A 19,333-nucleotide genomic window follows, 5' to 3' on the forward strand; every position below is an offset into this window, starting at 1 on the left:
GAACGAATTTAATCAGAACGGCAATGATTTGAACTATGGGGCAGTTTCTCTATGGATACAATCACATAGATCTGGCGATTTATCTCTCCCCTATCGACCTTTAGCTTAGTTTGATTTAGGGGTCATTTGCAAGATGCTTAATCTTAATGCTTGTTAAACTTTGGCTGATGTTGCCGATTCTAAATTTAAATGAGTAGGTTAGCTTTTGCCATTAACTGTTAGTCAAGACCTCAATAGCTGTCCCTCTTAACCAAGACAGCCATTGAGCTAGGAATTGAGTTAATTAGCAGCCTTAGCAGCCTTGGGAGCTACAGGATCTACTTTATCAATCACTTTCAAGGTACCCTCTTCACCGACTTGCCAAACGTCATAGCTGCCAACAACATCTCCGTTGGCGTCAATATCGACATTACCGCTAGCACCCTGAAAATTAATATCTTCGCCACTGCGGATTAACTCCATAGCTTTACAAGCATCGGTAACTTCAGTTCCAGGGGCATTAGCAACTTCCAGAATTTTACCTTTAATTCCCTCTCCTGTATTAGCGTCGCTGGCTTCGGCTGCCAACATCATCAAAACGGCTGCATCCCAGTTGTGAGGAACATAAGCAGTTAATTCTTTGCCCACTTTTTCATTCCAAAGGGCGGTAAACTCTTTGAGCGCTGGGCCATTTGCCCCAGGGACAGTTCCTAATGCACCTGCAATAATTGATTTACCATCAGACGTTTTGCCTACCTGTGTAATAAAATCGTCAGAGTAAACCCCATCGGTCAATAAAACAGTCACGCCATCGCTTAATCCTTGTTCAAAGGCAGACTTGAGCAGGACACTACCAGTTTCGGCATATAAAACCGCTGCTACAGCATCTGGTTTAGTACTAAAAGCTGATTTTGCTTCACTATCGAGAGTTGCCGCTTTGGGGTCGTAGCGTACGGGTTTGCCAACAATATTACCCCCTTGATTTTTAAATGCTTTGACAAACTGTTCTTCAAAGCCTACGCCGTAATCATTGTTAATCGCAACAGTCGCTACATTTTTAAATCCCTGCTTTTTTGCCAATGTTGCTAGCGCTTGAGATTGATAGGTATCAGGTGGAGCAGTACGCGCCCAATAGCCGCTAAATTCGCCGTTTTGCGCCCGTTCAGTAAATACTGGGCTGGTACTACCAGGAGACACCATCATTACCTTATTTCGTACTGCTACATCAACTGCTGCTCCAGATACGCTACTGGCAAAAGACCCGACTACTCCTGCAACTTTGTCTACTTCGGCAAGCTTGGTCATGGCGCTACTACCTGCGCTGGGATCTGTCTGGTCGTCTTCGGAAATTAGACTAACCTGGGCTTCATTTACACCACCGCATTCATTAATCGTATCTACGGCAAGCTGTACTGCTGCGGGCCAGTTTTGGCCAATAGAGGAAAGATCTCCTGTGGCAGGGGCTAAACTTCCTAGCTTAAGACCGTCACTTTCTGCTGTAGTATTTCCTCCTGGAGCATCTCCTGCTGGAGCATTTGCTTCTGGAGCATTTCCTCCTTGGCAAGAGGTAAGTAATACGCCAGCGCTCAATGAGATTAAAGCTAGCATCATTGTCGAGTGAGAGCGATCGCTTTTGCCGAATTTCCAGCTAAAATTTTTCATATTCTAAATCTTCTCTAATTCCAGTCAATGATTAATAGCTTGGAATTGTACTCGAAAAATAAAATATATTCAGCATATTCAGCCCAGCTAAGTAAAATTCTGGAGAGACTGCCCTATAGATAAGCTCTACAGGTTTTGATTTAATACGGAGAGGGGGGGATTCGAACCCCCGATGAAGTTTACACCCCATAACTCCTTAGCAGGGAGCCGCTTTCAACCGCTCAGCCACCTCTCCAGGTCGCTACTCATCGATTTTGAATTATAACAGATTTATTTGGACTGATGACAAAAATAAGCAAATTATGGCGTAACTTAACCTTTATTAAAGATCTTCGCAGTTAATTTGTCTGAGCTATTGCGCCCAAACGTCTACGCCAGCGCGAGATCGAGAGCTAGTCAATGTAACATCGTCAATTTAACAGCAAATCTTTATTCAGTCCTAAACTTCACTGAATTAGCATGAGAAGGTAAACCTTCGGCTTGAGCTAGAATCTGAATTGTGCTGGACATCTTTTTCAAAGCAGTTGCCGAATATTGAATTAAGCTAGAGTGCTTCATAAAAGTTTCTACTCCCAATGCTGAAGCATAACGAGCTGCACCAGATGTTGGCAAAGTATGATTTGGCCCAGCTAAATAATCTCCAGTTGCTTCGGGAGTCGAGTTACCGATAAAAATTGCCCCCGCGTGACGAATTTGCTCAATTAAGTCCCACGGCTCTGCAACTTCAAGTTCTAGATGTTCTGGAGCAAATAGGTTGGATAATTCTGCTGCTTGGGCCAATGAATCGACCACAACAATTAGACCATAATGAGCGATCGCTTTTTCCGTCAAAATCTTACGGGGATGATCTGCTAGCTGATAAGTAACTTCGTGCTGTACTTTTTGAGCCAATTCTCGACTAGTGGTAATTAAAATAGCAGCAGCCATCGGATCGTGTTCTGCTTGAGCTAATAAATCCGCAGCTACATAGACTGGATTTGCCTGCTCATCAGCAATCACGAGTACTTCCGAAGGCCCAGCCAAAGAGTCTATCCCTACCGTCCCATAAACCATCTTCTTGGCTAGGGTAACGTAAATGTTACCTGGCCCTGTAATAACATCGACTTTAGGAATAGTTTGGGTTCCATAAGCCAGAGCGCTAATTGCCTGCGCTCCACCAACGCGATAAATTTCTTCTATTCCCGCTTCTTGTGCAGCTACTAATACCGCTGGATTAATTTTTCCATCCTGACCTGGGGGCGTAACCATAATAATGCGCGGAACTTGGGCTACCTTGGCAGGGATAGCATTCATCAAGACAGTACTCGGATATGAGGCTCTTCCTCCAGGAACGTATAGTCCTGCTCGATCTACAGGGGTGTAGCGTTTACCCAAAACTACGTCGTCTTCTTCAAACTGCACCCAAGATTTAGGAACCCGCTGACGATGAAAAGCTTCAATTTTTTGGCAGGCGATTTGAATTGCACTAAGCAGATCTTTAGATATTTGCTGATAAGCAGCGTCCAACTCTGAACCTCTAACCCTGAGTTGGTCAGCCTGAAGAAGTTGTTGGTCAAACTTTTCAGTGTATTCCAACAGAGCGCGATCGCCATTTTGCTTAACATTAGTGACGATTTCCCTGACCATCGCTTCTTTGGGCTGAACGTCATCACCATTGTTGCGATCGCTGATCCGTTTTAATTCTGTTTGTGCCTCAGTTTGCCGATCATCAATTATTCGCAGCATCGAGATCCCCATATCCATTTGAGCTTGTACACAGAAGTGAGCTTTTACTTCTAACTTATTATATGAATCTTTACAGTAAGAAAGCCACTCTTGTCCAACCTTAACCTTAATTTCACTGTCAATGACTAGCTACCTCCTAACCAAAGCAAATTATCTGAGCAGCTTGACAGTCAGTGAAAATACTTGCTACACTGTAAAATCCAATTCTATGTGTAATTCTCAAATTAATTACTTACCAAAGCAATTTCTGTTTAAAAAACTGTGGCTAACTCCAAATCGGCAATCAAACGTATCAGAACAGCAGAGCGCAACCGCTTACGTAATAAGACATACAAGTCTTCGCTCAAGACCCTAACTAAAAAATATTTTAGTGCGGTAGAAACCTATTCAGCCGACCCAACTTCAGAAAATATGGAAGTGGTTAATCAGGCTATGTCTGAAGCCTACAGCAAAATTGATAAAGCTGTAAAACGTAAAGTGCTGCATAAAAACAATGGCGCGAGAAAAAAATCTCGCATCGCTAAAGTTCTCAAGCAGGCTACTGCTGTCTGATAAATAACAATAACTAAAAAAAAGTAGTAGAAATACACTTTGGTCTTAAGAGAAATTAATCCTCAAGACAGACGGAAATAAGCAAAATAACCAAGCAATACACCAGGTATAAATGCAGTTAATAGATACCCATGTTCACATCAACTTTGATGTTTTTCAAGGGGATTTAACCTCGTTAAGGCAGCGCTGGCAGTCAGTAGGTGTAGCTCATCTCGTACATTCATGTGTCGAACCAAAAGAATTTCAGGGAATACAGTCCATTGCGGATCGTTTCCCTGAATTGTCGTTTGCGGTTGGTTTGCACCCGTTGGATGTTCATAAGTGGCAAAGCGATACTGCCAATGAGATTGAAACCTTAGCTGCTTCTGATAATCGGGTGGTAGCAATTGGCGAAACAGGGTTGGACTTCTATAAAGCCGACAATCAACAACAGCAGATTTTAGCTTTAAAAGAACAATTAAAAATAGCTCAAAAGCTTAATCTACCAGTGATTATCCATTGTCGTGATGCAGCAGCTAAACTGAAAGAAGTATTAACTGATTTTTGCCAGACGGAAGGCCCAGTAAAAGGAGTAATGCACTGTTGGGGGGGGAATGAAACGGAAACTCAATGGTTTCTCGATTTAGGGTTTTATATCAGCTATAGCGGGATTGTTACTTTTAAAAGTGCCAAACAGGTTCAAGCAGCAGCAAAAATTGTGCCTAGCGATCGCTTATTGATTGAAACAGACTGTCCTTTTCTAGCTCCTGTTCCCAAAAGAGGCAAAACTAACGAGCCTTCCTATGTCCTGTATGTGGCAGAGTACATTGCCCAACTACGAGAAACTTCATTAGAAACTATTGCCGAACAAACTACTGCTAACGCCTGTCGGTTATTTGGAATCCAATTAAAAACTAAATAATAAAGCAATAAAACAAATTTTTCTCTAACGCTATCTTCGTTGATTAGCCGAACCAGTAAAACATCGTACAACCATCATCTTCATGACTAATTTGACTTACAATCTGCTACCAGACTTGATTGAGATTCAACGTTCTAGCTTTCGTTGGTTTTTGGAAGAAGGGTTAATTGAGGAACTGAATAGCTTTTCCCCAATTACTGATTATACGGGTAAGTTTGAACTGCACTTTATGGGGGAGAACTATAGGCTTAAAGAGCCAAAGTACTCGATGGAAGAAGCAAAACGTCGTGATAGTACCTATAACGTACAAGTATATGTACCCACTCGCCTGATTGACAAAGAAAGTGGTGAGATCAAGGAAATGGAGGTATTTGTCGGCGATTTACCGTTAATGACAGATCGCGGTACCTTTATCATTAACGGTGCAGAACGGGTAATTGTTAATCAAATTGTGCGATCGCCTGGGGTCTATTACAAAGCAGAAACTGATAAAAATGGTCGTCGTACCTATTCTGCTTCTTTGATTCCTAACCGTGGTGCCTGGTTGAAGTTTGAGACGGATAAAAATGGTTTAGTTTGGGTCAGAATTGATAAGACTCGTAAACTTTCAGCTCAAGTATTGCTCAAGGCGATCGGTTTAAGCGATAACGAGATTCTCGACGGTATTCGTCACCCCGATTTTTATCAAAAAACTTTAGATAAAGAAGGTAATCCTAGTGAAGAAGAAGCGTTACTAGAACTGTATCGTAAATTACGTCCTGGTGAACCTCCCACAGTAAGTGGTGGACAGCAACTATTAGAGTCTCGCTTTTTCGATTCTAAGCGTTATGACTTGGGTAGGGTTGGTCGTTACAAGCTAAATAAAAAGCTCCGTTTGACTGTGCCTGATACTACAAGAGTATTAACTACTACGGATATTTTAGCAGCAGTAGCTTATCTAATTAACCTCGAATTTGATGGCGGTAGCACCGATGATATTGACCACCTAGGAAATCGTCGAGTGCGATCGGTTGGGGAACTACTACAAAACCAAGTTCGTGTCGGCTTGAACCGTTTAGAAAGAATTATTCGCGAACGGATGACGGTTAGCGAAGCCAATAGCTTAACTCCCGCAGCCCTAGTAAACCCTAAACCTTTAGTCGCAGCGATCAAAGAGTTCTTTGGTTCCTCTCAACTATCTCAGTTTATGGATCAAACCAATCCTTTAGCCGAGTTGACTCATAAACGTCGTCTTTCAGCTTTAGGGCCTGGTGGTTTGACCAGAGAAAGAGCAGGTTTTGCAGTGCGAGATATTCACCCTACCCAGTATGGTCGAATTTGTCCTGTAGAGACACCTGAAGGTCCAAACGCTGGGCTGATTGGTTCTCTTGCAACCTATGCCCGTGTCAATCCCTATGGCTTTATTGCTACTCCTTATTACCGTGTCGATAACGGTCGAGTGTTAAAAAATGAAGAGGCCGTCTATCTAACTGCTGATGAAGAAGACGATATGAGAGTTGCTCCTGGAGACGTAGCTACCGATGATGATGGCTATATTCTAGGTGAAACGATCGCTATTCGTTATCGCCAAGAATTTTCTACTTGCGATCCTGGAGAAGTAGATTATGTAGCAATTTCTCCCGTACAGATTGTTTCGGTAGCAACCAGCTTAATTCCTTTTCTCGAACATGATGATGCTAACCGCGCCCTCATGGGTTCTAACATGCAGCGTCAAGCTGTGCCGTTGTTACGTCCTGAACGTCCTTTAGTGGGAACTGGGTTAGAGGCTCAAGCAGCTCGTGACTCAGGAATGGTAGTAGTTTCGCGTACTCACGGTATTGTGACCTACGTTGATGCAGAAGTTGTGCGAGTCAGAGTAGAGGAAGGCAATAACGGTTTATATGCTCCCCAACCTGGAGAAGAAATTGTCTACAAGCTGCAAAAGTATCAGCGTTCTAACCAAGATACCTGTTTAAATCAGCGTCCTTTAGTTTATGCAGGGGAAGATGTAGTTCCAGGTCAGGTACTAGCAGATGGCTCATCCACAGAAGGAGGCGAGCTAGCATTAGGACAAAATGTTTTAATTGCTTATATGCCTTGGGAAGGCTACAACTACGAAGATGCGATTCTCATTAGTGAGCGTCTGGTGTATGACGATGTTTACACTAGTATTCACGTTGAGAAATTTGAAATTGAAGCTCGGCAAACAAAATTAGGGCCAGAAGAAATTACCCGTGAAATTCCTAATGTTGGTGAAGATGCTCTACGTAATCTAGACGAACGAGGCATTATTCATATTGGGGCTTGGGTAGAAGCAGGGGAGATTCTAGTTGGGAAAGTAACTCCCAAAGGAGAATCAGATCAGCCTCCTGAAGAAAAGCTACTCAGAGCGATTTTTGGCGAAAAAGCTAGAGACGTGCGGGACAACTCCTTGAGAGTACCTAACGGTGAAAAAGGACGGGTAGTTGATGTGCGCGTCTTCACTAGAGAGCAAGGTGATGAATTGCCTCCTGGCGCTAATATGGTCGTGCGAATCTATGTGGCTCAGAAACGTAAGATTCAGGTGGGAGATAAAATGGCTGGTCGCCACGGTAACAAAGGGATTATTTCTCGCATTTTACCCATTGAAGATATGCCCTATCTACCCGACGGTACACCGATTGATATTGCCCTCAATCCTCTAGGTGTGCCTTCGCGGATGAACGTCGGACAAGTATTTGAGTGCCTTTTAGGCTGGGCTGGTGAAAATCTGGCAACACGCTTTAAAATGATGCCTTTCGATGAAATGTATGGCAAAGAAGCGTCAAGAGAAACCGTTCACGGCAAGATTCAGGATGCAGCTCGCAAGCCAGGCAAATCTTGGGTTTACGATGAAGAAAATCCAGGGAAAATTCAAGTCTTTGATGGACGTACGGGAGAAAAGTTTGCTCGTCCTGTGACGGTGGGTAAAGCCTATATGCTCAAACTGGTTCACCTCGTAGATGATAAGATTCACGCTCGTTCTACTGGCCCTTACTCTTTAGTAACTCAACAGCCTTTGGGTGGTAAAGCACAACAGGGTGGACAACGCTTTGGTGAAATGGAGGTTTGGGCATTGGAAGCTTATGGCGCAGCCTATACTCTACAAGAGTTATTGACGGTTAAGTCTGATGATATGCAAGGACGTAACGAAGCCCTAAACTCAATTGTTAAAGGTAAACCAATTCCTCGCCCTGGAACTCCAGAATCCTTCAAAGTATTGATGCGAGAACTACAGTCTTTAGGTCTGGATATAGCAGTCCACAAACTGGAGGCGCAGGAAGATGGTAGTAGCCGAGACGTAGAAGTAGATTTGATGGCAGATACTCCTCGCCGTACTCCGAACCGACCTACTTACGAATCTTTGCAAAGAGAGGAATCAACTGAAGAAGTCTAACCAAAAAGAATGAATGATCGAGGGATGAAGGATGAGGACGTTGCTTCTTATACCTTCATTTCTGGTCAAGTAATAGCTAATTCCTCAACCCTAATTCTTAAATTCCTAATTAATAATGAGAAATCAAATAGAACAAAGATTCGATTACGTCAAAATTGGTATTGCATCTCCTGAGCGAATTCGCCAGTGGGGAGAAAGAACTTTACCTAATGGTCAGTTGGTAGGAGAAGTGACCAAGCCTGAAACAATTAACTACCGTACTCTTAAACCAGAAATGGACGGGTTATTTTGTGAGCGGATTTTTGGCCCCGCTAAGGATTGGGAATGCCACTGTGGTAAGTATAAGCGGGTGCGTCATCGTGGTATTGTTTGCGAACGTTGTGGTGTCGAAGTGACTGAATCACGGGTGCGTCGTCATCGGATGGGCTATATCAAATTAGCTGCCCCCGTAACCCACGTTTGGTATCTTAAGGGTATTCCTAGTTACTTGAGCATCCTGTTGGATATGCCTCTGCGAGATGTAGAACAGGTAGTCTACTTCAATGCTTATGTCGTTCTCGATCCTGGTAATGCGGGGAATCTGTCTGCTAAACAACTACTAACCGAAGATCAGTGGATTGAAATTGAAGATCAGCTATACAGTGAAGATTCTGAACTAGTAGGGGTAGAAGTTGGGATTGGTGCAGAAGCGGTACAGCGGCTTTTGGAAGAAGTGGCGCTAGAAGAAGAAGCCGAGAAACTGCGAGAGCAAATTGCCGATGCCAAAGGACAGAAAAGAGCCAAGCTAATCAAACGTCTGCGGGTAATTGATAACTTTGTCGCCACAGGTTCTCGCCCAGAGTGGATGGTGCTAAATGCTATTCCTGTAATTCCGCCTGATTTGCGTCCGATGGTGCAGCTAGATGGTGGTCGCTTTGCTACTTCTGACTTGAACGATCTTTATCGTCGAGTAATTAACCGTAATAATCGTCTAGCCAGATTGCAAGAGATCCTCGCGCCTGAAATTATTGTCCGTAATGAAAAACGGATGCTGCAAGAAGCAGTCGATGCGCTGATCGATAATGGTCGTCGTGGTCGTACTGTTGTGGGGGCAAATAATCGTCCGCTAAAATCTTTATCTGACATTATTGAAGGAAAACAAGGTCGTTTTCGTCAGAACCTCCTAGGAAAACGAGTAGACTACTCTGGTCGTTCGGTAATTGTCGTCGGCCCCAAACTCAAGATTTATCAGTGTGGCTTGCCCAGAGAAATGGCGATCGAATTGTTCCAGCCATTTGTAATCCATCGTCTAATCAACAGTGGGATGGTGAACAATATCAAGGCAGCGAAAAAACTGATCCAGCGCAACGATTCCAGCGTCTATGAAGTCTTAAAAGAAGTGATTGCGGGACACCCTGTAATGCTTAACCGCGCACCAACTCTCCACCGCTTAGGTATTCAAGCATTTGAACCAATTTTGGTAGAGGGAAGAGCAATTCAGCTTCATCCCCTGGTATGTCCTGCCTTCAACGCTGACTTTGACGGCGATCAAATGGCCGTTCATGTTCCTCTATCTTTAGAGGCCCAGGCTGAAGCTAGATTGTTGATGTTGGCTTGTCATAATATCTTGTCTCCCGCCACAGGTAGACCCATCGTAGCTCCATCGCAAGATATGGTTTTGGGCTGCTATTACCTAACAGCCGATGATCCTAAAGCAGTTAGAGGAGAAGGTCGTCGCTTTGGCAATTTAGATGATGCAATCAAAGCTTATGAACAGGGACAGATCGATCTTCATGCTCGTGTTTGGCTGCGTTACGAAGGAGAAGTGGTTACAGAGAAGCCTGATACAGAAGTTATCGACTCAGAAGACTTGGGTGATGGTGGCAAAATCGAATACTATCGCGAAAGATTTGTCAAGAGATCTGCCGAAGGAGAGCAAATTTCTCAGTACATACACACTACTGTTGGTCGAATTATTTATAACAAGACTGTGCAAGAAGCTCTGTCGGCAGCAGTGTAAAAAAAGCTTGTCAGCCTCGAATTAAAAAGTTTTAGTAGCTAGGAACAAAAATAACCAGAAATGAAATTTTATAACCACATCGTTGATAAGGGTCGTCTTAAAAAACTGATGGCTCTTGCCTTCACTGAATATGGATCGGCTCATAGTGCGACGGTAGCGGATTCTTTAAAAGAATTAGGATTTCGTTATGCAACAGTAGCAGGTGTGTCTATTAGTGTTGATGATTTAAAAGTACCGCCCATTAAAGCTGAACTATTAGAAGCAGCCGAGGGGGAAATTAGAGAAACAGAGGAACGCTATGCCAGAGGAGAAATTACTGAGGTAGAACGTTTCCAAAAAGTAATTGATACTTGGAACAGTACTTCGGAAAATCTGAAGGATGAGGTGGTCACCAACTTCCGCGAGACTGACCCTTTAAATTCTGTCTATATGATGGCCTTTAGTGGAGCGCGGGGTAATTTATCTCAGGTACGTCAACTTGTAGGAATGCGTGGTCTGATGGCCGATCCTCAAGGGGAAATCATTGACTTACCAATTAAGACTAACTTTCGTGAAGGATTAACCGTAACGGAATATATTATTTCTTCTTACGGTGCGCGCAAAGGTTTGGTTGATACAGCCTTACGAACAGCTGACTCTGGTTATTTGACTCGTCGTTTAGTTGACGTTTCCCAGGACGTAATTGTACGGGAAGTAGATTGTGGAACTCAACGGAGTATTAGTTTGAAAGCCATGAAAGATGGCGATCGCACTTTAATCAATCTTTCCGATCGTCTTTTGGGTCGAGTTCTGGCTAGTGATGCGATCGATGACAAGACAGGAGAAGTGATAGCTACTCGCAATCAGGCGATGGATCAAGATTTAGCCATCGAAATTGGCGATCGCGTAGAAGAAGTTATGGTGCGTTCTCCTCTTACTTGCGAAGCTGCACGTTCCGTTTGTCAAAAATGCTACGGCTGGAGTCTGGCACATGGGCATATGGTTGACATGGGAGAAGCGGTGGGAATCATTGCCGCGCAATCCATTGGTGAACCAGGTACTCAGCTAACCATGCGTACCTTCCACACTGGAGGGGTATTTACAGGGGAAGTCGCTCGTCAGATTAGAGCCAAAGCCGATGGTAAAGTCGAGTTTGGGCAGGGTTTAAGCACTCGTGCAATTCGCACCCGTCACGGTGACGAAAGAAATCAGGTCGAAACTATTGGTGATATCAAGCTAATTCCTCACAAAGGAAAAACAGTTAATACCGCCTTGACTGCTGGCTCTTTAATCTATGTTAAGGATGGAGAAGAAGTCACCAAAGGTCAGTTGCTAGTTGAAGTAGCAATGGCTAAAGTACAAAAATCAACCGAAAAAGCTGCCAAGGATGTAAGTTCTGACTTAGCAGGAGAAATTCTTTTTGCCGATTTAATTCCTGAAGACAAGAAAGATCGTCAGGGCAATACTACCCGAATTGCTCAAAGAGGTGGTCTACTCTGGGTTTTATCAGGAGAGGTATATAACTTGCTTCCTGGTGCTGAAGCTTTAGTTAAAAACGGCGACAAAGTTAAACCAGGGGATCTTTTAGCGCAGACTAGACTGACTGCTGCTAATGGTGGGGTAGTTAGAATGATTCCTGATAGCCGTGAGATTGAAATTGTAACCGCCTCGGTATCTCTCGACCAAGCAAAAGTTAGGGTTGAAAGTGATGGTGGTCGTGAGCAATATATTATTACCACTGCTGACGATCTCAAGTTCTTACTCAAAACTGCTCCTGGCACGAAAGTACAGAATAAGCAAGTCGTTGCCGAATTAATTGATGATTTTTACAAGACTGAGACAGGCGGGATCATCAAGTATGGTGGGATCACCGTTGGTAAAGGCAATCGCAAGCAGGGTTATGAGATCGAGCAGGGTGGAACTTTACTTTGGATTCCTGAAGAGAGCCATGAAGTCAACAAAGATATTTCCCTCTTAATCGTCGAGGATGGCGAGTTTGTTGAAGCGGGAGCAGAAGTTGTTAAAGATGTTTTCTGTCAATCTTCAGGTATTGCCGAGGTGGTACAGAAAAACGATATTCTGCGGGAAATCATCATTAAGCCAGGCGAAATTCATCAAATAGATGATCCTAAAAATGAATGGCACGAACAGCTAATTCAGCCTGGAACTGAAGTATTACCAGGAGTTGTGACCAAAGAGCTTCGATATGGTGAAGTGATCGAGACTACTGAAGGCATTGCCTTGATTTTACGTCCTGTCAAAGAATTTCCTGTAGCCGATAGACCTTCTATTCCTTCTCAAGCGTCAATTAATCAAGATGATGGTCGTCAAATTGAATTGCGCTCTGTACAAAGACTCTTTTATAAAGATGGTGAACGAGTTAAGTCGGTAAACAGTTTATCGCTGTTGAGTACTCAGTTAGTCTTAGAAATTGACACCACTGAAGTTAGCGATCTTGTTGCCAACCTAAGTGCTGATATTGAGCTACAGCCTGACGAGGATAATCCTGATACTCAAAGACTACAAATGGTGATCTTAGAATCATTAGTTCTCAGAAGAGACACTGATGTCGATCCCCATAGCGGTGAAATTCAAACTAGAGTTTTAGTCGAAGACGGCGAAGAAATTGTCAAGGGTGCAACTATTGCACGGACAGAAATTCTGTGTAAATCGGCGGGAGAAGTTCAGGGGATTCGTGAAGGTTCAGAGGCAATTCGCCGTATCTTGATTGTGCGCGATAGCGATGTAGTCACTCATGAATTGGATCTTCCTCAAAGCTTTAGTTACAAAAAAGGTGATCTTCTGGTTTCTGGTACTAAACTGGCTGAAGGAGTGAGTCTGGAGAATTCAGGTCAAGTCATAAATATTAGCGAGCAGACAGGAAAAACTACTGTAGTCTTGCGTCATACACGTCCTTACCGTGTGTCCCAAGGTGCTGTCCTGCACATCGATCATGGTGACTTAGTACAGCGTGGTGATAACTTAGTACTGCTGGTGTTTGAGCGTTCTAAAACTGGTGATATTATTCAAGGTCTACCACGGATTGAAGAGTTACTCGAAGCCCGCAAGCCCAAAGAAGGCTGTATTTTGAGTCGTAGTTCTGGGGTTTGTCAGGTAGTCTACGAAGAAAACGAAACCGTCGATATCAAGATTATTGAAGAAGATGGTGTAGTTAGTGACTATCCCATCAAACCTGGACAAAATGCGATCGTTAGTGATGGTCAGGTGGTCGAGGCGGGAGAACCTTTGACCGATGGCCCTGCTAACCCTCATGAAATTCTAGAAACTTACTTTAACTATCACCTGCCAGATAAAGGCTGTTACGAAGCTTCTTTGATTGGATTACAAAAAGCCCAGCTATTTTTAGTGCGCCAAGTGCAGTCTGTGTACCAAAGTCAAGGAATTGATATTTCCGATAAGCACATTGAGGTGATTGTGAAGCAAATGACTGCTAAAGTCAGAGTTGACGATGGTGGAGACACGATTATTCTTCCTGGTGAGTTGCTAGAGTTACGTCAAATTGAACAGGTAAATGAGGCAATGTCGATTACTGGAGGCGCACCTGCTCAATATACTCCTGTATTATTGGGTATTACCAAAGCTTCTCTCAATACTGATAGCTTCATTTCCGCTGCTTCTTTCCAAGAAACTACTAGAGTCTTAACTGAGGCAGCTATTGAAGGCAAGTCTGATTGGCTTAGAGGTTTAAAAGAAAACGTCATTATTGGCCGTCTAATTCCTGCGGGAACTGGATTTAATACTCTTGATGAACCGATGGGTCGTGGCGATTTAGAGGTCGGAATGCGGAGTAATGCGGTATATGGTTACGGTGATGATTTTGAATCATATCGTTTGCCAGAAGACATTGGCAGCAATTCAGAAGCTAACCTACGTCGCTCATATCAAAATATTAGTGACGACGAAAACATGATTCTAGATGATCAAACCGCCAGAGATTTAGCGACAGGCTTTGATGGTTCTACTATAGATGATGATGATGATGATATTTAGTTAACAAATATTCAATTATCTATAGCTTAATTAGCTAGCTAATCAAGTATTCTAGACGATGTGATGATGAATCAGGAGCAATCTTTAAGACATCATTGCATCGTTCTTTTTTTAGCCTAACTTATTTACAATGTAGTTATAGCTGTTTTATTTCAGCAGGCGAAAGAGCTAATTATTCTAGTTTAAGAGTTAGCAACAACAGGATAATTTTGGCAATTATATTCAGCGATCGCCACTCACATTAGTCATAATTAAAACTAAATTATTTGATCTAAATCTCGCTTAAAAAATGTCACATATTGTTTATGTTTATAACTTTTTAAGTTATTTAATTTTGTATTTCTTAACCTTGAATTATTAGTAATTTCTGCTGTTTACTGTTTAGAAATTTTAAAACCAGATGATCGATCAATCGAGTCCTGCTAAAAAGAATACATTGAGTAATTCAGATATTTCGCCTCATGTTCATAATGAGGAATCTTTGAGGCAAATAATTAATCGTCTGTCTCGGATTGAAGGTCATGTTCGTGGCATCAAAACAATGGTAAATGAGCATCGTCCTTGCCCAGAAGTACTCAACCAAATTGCTGCGGTGAAAGGGGCAATTTCTAGTGTGGCCAAAATTATTTTGGAAGAGCATTTGGAGGAATGCTTGATTCGGGCGGTAGATCAGGGAAATTTGGAGGCGGAGATTAAAGAGTTAAAAAATGCTTTGAACCGATTTTTGCCTTAAAGCGCAATTTTATTGAGCCAATTAAAACTTGGAGAAAACAGGAACTTAACCTTAATTGCCTGCATCTAACTATTTATTACTTTGTTTTTTAGTTTCCTACTTGATGCTGAGGAAACTTGAGCTAACATAGGCGTGTCGTAGTAGATCGTCAAGTTTGAATTGATGGGTTGAGATTAGGTAGTAGGTAGTAGGTAGTAGGTAGTAGGTAGTAGGTTAAAAACTCATTACTCATTACTCAAAACAAATTTGACGACCTAGTAGGTATTAATAGGCTTCTAATTGCGAGGAAGGAATTATACAATGGGTAAAACTAAGATGATTAAAATTTCTTTTCCTGGTTGGCAACTGGGGATTTTTAGCATCACGATCAACCTTTTAGTTTTAGCAATTCAACCACGATTGACTCTCGCCCAAACTAAGACCAATCCAGCCAATCCTCAGACGGCATCTAATACAGCGATCGCAGATTTAGAGCCTGAAATCTTGTCAGAAATTAATCGAGTGAGGACTAGCCCTCAAGACTATGCTCAGTGGTTGGAGCAGCAGCGACAATACTATGATGGTATTTGGGTGAGATTACCTGGAGAAAAACCAGTCAGAACTAATAGAGGAAGAGACGCATTGGAAGAAGCGATCGCCTTTTTGAAACAGCAACAGCCTTTACCTCCTTTAGAAAAATCCTCCCAAACTGCTGCGGCTGCTATATCTGAGCTAGAAAATTTTGCTAACTCCAATAACATTCAGTACTTTAGTTACGGCAAAAAAACCGCTTCAGGAATTGTCATGGACTTAGTGGTGGATGAACTATTTCCCGATCGCCGTCGTCGTCAAAGTCTGTTAAGTCCTGAAGCTGAAGATACAGGAGTTGCTTGTAAACCAGACCCCAGATACGCTAAGGTATGTGCGATCGCCTATTCTGATTCTCCTATTCAGGCGGATGTTGCCACAGCCTCAGCAGAAACTCCCGTAACACCCGAAGAGATAGTCACTACAGCCCCAGCAGAAACCCCAGCAACACCCGAAGAGACAGTCACCACAGCTCAACCAGAAACTCCCGTAACACCCGAAGAGATAGTCACCACACCCCCAGCAGAAACCTCTGCAACACCCGAAGAAACAGTCACCACAGCCCCAGCAGAAACCTCTGCAACCCCCGAAGAGACAGTCACCACTCAACCAGAAGTCACTCTTCCTGGTATACCAGTGACTAATCCCAACGTCGAGTCTCAGCAGCCTAGTGATGAATCTGTAGCAGAAGAAACGAAAGAAACAGAAGTAGAAGTAGAAGAATCATCAGTAGCAACAAATGATACTGCTGCTAATTTACCTACTCCCCCTCAACCCCAAGCACCTCCAGCCCCTGCTGTGAATGATGATCCACCTAGTCAAGAAGCTAAAACGGCAACAGATCCAGCAGAAAATTCGCAGATTGCTCAAGCTGAATCAGAAATAGCACAAGAACAAAAAAAATTAGCAGAGAACGAGGGAGAGTCAGATACGGAAATAGCCAACTCAGATCAGTCTGAAGAAGTGGCGATTAATAGTGAAACTGCTGGCTTGTCTGAAAAAGTTGAGAAAGGCAGCTTAGAAAAAGGCGATCGCGTGATTGAGGATGATGGCAGCCTATACGACTTCTATCCAATACAGGGTAAAGCGGGGGAATCTGTGACTATTAACCTCGAAAGCGATATGTTTGATGCCTTTGTCGCGTTAGTAGACAGTAACGGGAAAACTGTTGGGGAGAATGATGATATTAGTCCAGAAGATAGTAACTCGCAACTGAGCGTAACTCTTCCAGAAGACGGGGTTTATAACGTAATTGTCAATACCTATGATGAAAACGGTACTGGTGAATATGTTTTGAAAGTAAGTCGTTAATATATTTTTTTGCCAGCAACAATATTGAAATATTGAAAACTGCTCTAATAGCGATCGCAACTTGCTACTTATTCAACTCCATTGAGTGTTCTTTCAGCACCTCTAGGGGAAGAAAGTTCAGCATGGATTCATGGGTAGCTTCAAGATTAATGGGTGGTGCAAAACCTGCATCTAATGCTTCTTTCCAGCGTAAGGCACACAAACACCAACAGTCTCCTGGTTTTAAACCTGGAAAATTATACATCGGCATCGGTGTACTGAGGTCATTCCCTTGTTCCTGGCTAAAAGTTAAAAACTTAGCGGTAACTTCAGCACAAACTATATGTACACCTCGATCTTCTGCCCCAGTATCACATTTCCCATTACGATAAAATCCTGTCATGGGAGAGGTGCAGCATATTTTTAATTCTCCACCTAAAACATTCTTGGCATTCATAGCTAAATTATTCGATCGATAGGGATTGTGAATATAAATAAATTTTAGCGAAATTAAGTCATAAAAAGATGCTCAATCACGAACGCCTCAAAATTGTCAGTTTTCACCTATAGATTCTGTATCCCCTGCTTTAGCAATAATATTTTGTAATACAGAAGAAAGATTTTCATTTAGTTTACCAGCTCGGATAAATTCGGCATAAGTATCAGCTTCAATATCTAACATTTGCTCATTTAACTGTTCTATAGTTAGCGATCGCAAATTTTCATACTTTTTCTGCATAGAAACCATTTTGTCTTTAATACTTTCTAGTTCTCCCTTAACCAATTCTTGTTGATAGCGATAATATTCAGGATCGATTTCTGAAGCTAATTCATTATTAATCAAATACTTTAAAACACGCTTCATGGCTACTTTCCTGGCTAATAACTCTGAATATTCTTGACGTAAAGGCTGATCGCCAACTAGATCGAGAGTACTTAATAGCCATTTCATACTCAATCCTTGAACCAAAAGGCTAAATAGCACTACTCCAAAAACTGTATCAATAATTTCTTGTCTACTTGCTAACACTTCAGGAACACTTAATGCAAGAGCGATCGAGACAGAACCTCTTAAGCCACCCCACCAAAGTACAGTTTGTTCTCTGAGGTTAGTTTTGGTTTGACTAAATAAATTACTAATATTGCCCAAGCCAAAGATCATTATTGCTCTGGTAAATGAGACAAAAGCGATCGCCATAACAATTAGACCGAAGTTACTTTTAAGACTACTAAAGTTTATTTGGTCACCAATCAACAAAAAAACAATAGAATTGACAAAAAATGCCAGAAAATCCCAAAATTCAGAAACTAATAGTCTAGTACGGGGATTCATACCAACCCGAGAACCAAAATTACCTAAAATAATGCCAGCGATAACAACGCCAATTACCCCTGAACCGCCTAATTCTTCAGTAATTAGATATGTTCCATAAGCCGACACCAAAGTCAAGGATTGCTCTACCAAAGGTAAATCAAATCTTTGAGTTAGATAAGAAATCGCAAATCCAATTAAGCCACCAACGCTAAAACCTATACCCACAAAGGTTATAAACCGAATTATGATGGTGGAGATATCAAATTCGCCAATACCTAGAGGAATGTTAACCAGCAGCAAAAATGCGACTACCGCTACCCCATCATTAAACAGACTTTCTCCTTCCATCAAAATTGTTAAACGTTTACTTGCTCCCAATTCCCGCAGCAAAGCTACTACAGATACAGGATCGGTGGAAGATAAACTAGCAGCAACTAAAAGAGCTGTAGCCAAAGACATATTAGTAAAATAGCTGAGGGGAAAGGCTACTCCAACTACAGAAATAACTACGCCAAAAATTGCAAATAGACTTACAGGGATTAAACTATTCTGGAGACTGCGCCAACGTGTATTCCAAGCGGCTTCAAATAGTAAAGGCGGGAGAAAAATTTCTAAAATTAGTTCAGGAGAAAGACTGACTAGCCGAATATCCACGAAGGCTAAACCAAGTCCGACGATTACTAACAATAGGGTATAGGGAATTTGCCGAAACCAACTAAAGATGCGTGAAATAGTTGCCACGCTTAAAGACACGGACAAGACGATCAAAAATTGTTCTAGATTGTCCTCGATAGATACCTCCGTTAGGCTGGGTTCTATTGCTAAAAAGATTGTTTCCATAAAGTCACTTGAGAAATACGGTTTGAGGCAGGTTGCACAGTATAGTTAATTGTGTCGTAGATTTTGATCATGCTTACTAAGATAAGGTAGATCAGAGTAACTATTTCAATTACTTTAAAATTATCTAACCGTATATATACATATACTTAGAATAATTACCTTAATGACCAACTTTACTCAGTCAGAGGCTTGTTTACTATTGAGAACTTATTTTAAAGACATAATATATACATAAATATTCAAGTAAATTCTAAAATAACCGCTTTAAATCAGCGTACTTTTTAAAATATTGATGGTAGATAATTAAGTAAATAAATTGTAGATTGTTTAATATTTAATTTCTTATTTTTATAGTTGCATAAACCTTCTTTACAAACAGTTTAAGA

The 19,333-nt window shown here is 42.0% G+C and carries 11 protein-coding genes and 1 tRNA gene; 7 read left to right on the plus strand and 5 right to left on the minus strand.

What is annotated here, in order from left to right:
* Positions 1 to 279 precede the first annotated feature (279 nt).
* The 3 genes from KME09_11260 to hisD form a co-directional block, all read right to left on the minus strand.
* Positions 280 to 1,641 carry an ABC transporter substrate-binding protein gene (locus KME09_11260; GenBank protein MBW4534503.1) on the minus strand — a complete coding sequence of 454 codons (1,362 nt, stop codon included), beginning with the start codon at positions 1,639 to 1,641 and terminating at the stop codon, positions 280 to 282.
* Positions 1,642 to 1,787: 146 nt separating this feature from the next.
* Positions 1,788 to 1,876, minus strand: a tRNA-Ser gene (locus tag KME09_11265).
* 194 nt (positions 1,877 to 2,070) lie between these two features.
* Complete coding sequence (hisD, locus tag KME09_11270) at positions 2,071 to 3,366, minus strand: histidinol dehydrogenase (protein MBW4534504.1); 1,296 nt, start codon at positions 3,364 to 3,366, stop codon at positions 2,071 to 2,073.
* Between the two features lie 261 nt (positions 3,367 to 3,627).
* On the opposite strand from hisD, the gene rpsT reads away from it, so the two are divergent.
* The 7 genes from rpsT to KME09_11305 all read left to right on the plus strand — a co-directional run bounded on the left by rpsT (position 3,628) and on the right by KME09_11305 (position 16,813).
* Positions 3,628 to 3,918 (plus strand): 30S ribosomal protein S20, encoded by a 291-nt coding sequence (rpsT, locus tag KME09_11275; protein MBW4534505.1) that lies wholly within the window; start codon positions 3,628 to 3,630, stop codon positions 3,916 to 3,918.
* A 112-nt stretch (positions 3,919 to 4,030) separates the two neighbouring features.
* Complete coding sequence (locus KME09_11280) at positions 4,031 to 4,819, plus strand: TatD family hydrolase (GenBank protein ID MBW4534506.1); 789 nt, start codon at positions 4,031 to 4,033, stop codon at positions 4,817 to 4,819.
* An 82-nt stretch (positions 4,820 to 4,901) separates the two neighbouring features.
* Positions 4,902 to 8,213 carry a DNA-directed RNA polymerase subunit beta gene (gene rpoB / locus KME09_11285; GenBank protein ID MBW4534507.1) on the plus strand — a complete coding sequence of 1,104 codons (3,312 nt, stop codon included), beginning with the start codon at positions 4,902 to 4,904 and terminating at the stop codon, positions 8,211 to 8,213.
* 115 nt (positions 8,214 to 8,328) lie between these two features.
* Positions 8,329 to 10,212: a DNA-directed RNA polymerase subunit gamma gene (locus KME09_11290; protein MBW4534508.1), complete on the plus strand. Its 1,884-nt coding sequence runs from the start codon at positions 8,329 to 8,331 to the stop codon at positions 10,210 to 10,212.
* A 60-nt stretch (positions 10,213 to 10,272) separates the two neighbouring features.
* The gene (locus tag KME09_11295; protein ID MBW4534509.1) at positions 10,273 to 14,202 is read left to right on the plus strand and encodes a DNA-directed RNA polymerase subunit beta'; all 3,930 of its coding nucleotides are present in this window, start codon (positions 10,273 to 10,275) and stop codon (positions 14,200 to 14,202) included.
* Positions 14,203 to 14,602: 400 nt separating this feature from the next.
* On the plus strand, positions 14,603 to 14,935 hold the full coding sequence (locus KME09_11300; protein MBW4534510.1) for a metal-sensitive transcriptional regulator: 333 nt from the start codon (positions 14,603 to 14,605) through the stop codon (positions 14,933 to 14,935).
* Positions 14,936 to 15,235: 300 nt separating this feature from the next.
* A complete protein-coding gene (locus KME09_11305; GenBank protein ID MBW4534511.1) occupies positions 15,236 to 16,813 on the plus strand; it encodes a pre-peptidase C-terminal domain-containing protein in 1,578 nt (525 codons plus the stop codon).
* Positions 16,814 to 16,877: 64 nt separating this feature from the next.
* On the opposite strand, the gene KME09_11310 is transcribed toward KME09_11305, so the two are convergent.
* Together KME09_11310 and KME09_11315 are read right to left on the minus strand one after the other, a co-directional pair.
* Positions 16,878 to 17,249 (minus strand): DUF2237 domain-containing protein, encoded by a 372-nt coding sequence (locus KME09_11310; GenBank protein MBW4534512.1) that lies wholly within the window; start codon positions 17,247 to 17,249, stop codon positions 16,878 to 16,880.
* A gap of 96 nt (positions 17,250 to 17,345) precedes the next feature.
* A complete protein-coding gene (locus KME09_11315; protein MBW4534513.1) occupies positions 17,346 to 18,947 on the minus strand; it encodes a sodium:proton antiporter in 1,602 nt (533 codons plus the stop codon).
* Between the last annotated feature and the right edge of the window lie 386 nt (positions 18,948 to 19,333).

The sequence above is a fragment of the Pleurocapsa minor HA4230-MV1 genome (genome assembly GCA_019359095.1).
Taxonomy (GTDB): Bacteria; Cyanobacteriota; Cyanobacteriia; order Cyanobacteriales; family Xenococcaceae; genus Waterburya; species Waterburya minor.

Coding starts and splice junctions, on each gene's coding strand:
- KME09_11260 (MBW4534503.1), bottom strand. CDS start 1,641: ATGAAAAATTTTAGCTGGAAATTCGGCAAAAGCGATCGCTCTCACTCG.
- hisD (MBW4534504.1), bottom strand. CDS start 3,366: ATGCTGCGAATAATTGATGATCGGCAAACTGAGGCACAAACAGAATTA.
- KME09_11280 (MBW4534506.1), top strand. CDS start 4,031: ATGCAGTTAATAGATACCCATGTTCACATCAACTTTGATGTTTTTCAA.
- rpoB (MBW4534507.1), top strand. CDS start 4,902: ATGACTAATTTGACTTACAATCTGCTACCAGACTTGATTGAGATTCAA.
- KME09_11290 (MBW4534508.1), top strand. CDS start 8,329: ATGAGAAATCAAATAGAACAAAGATTCGATTACGTCAAAATTGGTATT.
- KME09_11295 (MBW4534509.1), top strand. CDS start 10,273: ATGAAATTTTATAACCACATCGTTGATAAGGGTCGTCTTAAAAAACTG.
- KME09_11300 (MBW4534510.1), top strand. CDS start 14,603: ATGATCGATCAATCGAGTCCTGCTAAAAAGAATACATTGAGTAATTCA.
- KME09_11305 (MBW4534511.1), top strand. CDS start 15,236: ATGGGTAAAACTAAGATGATTAAAATTTCTTTTCCTGGTTGGCAACTG.
- KME09_11310 (MBW4534512.1), bottom strand. CDS start 17,249: ATGAATGCCAAGAATGTTTTAGGTGGAGAATTAAAAATATGCTGCACC.
- KME09_11315 (MBW4534513.1), bottom strand. CDS start 18,947: ATGGAAACAATCTTTTTAGCAATAGAACCCAGCCTAACGGAGGTATCT.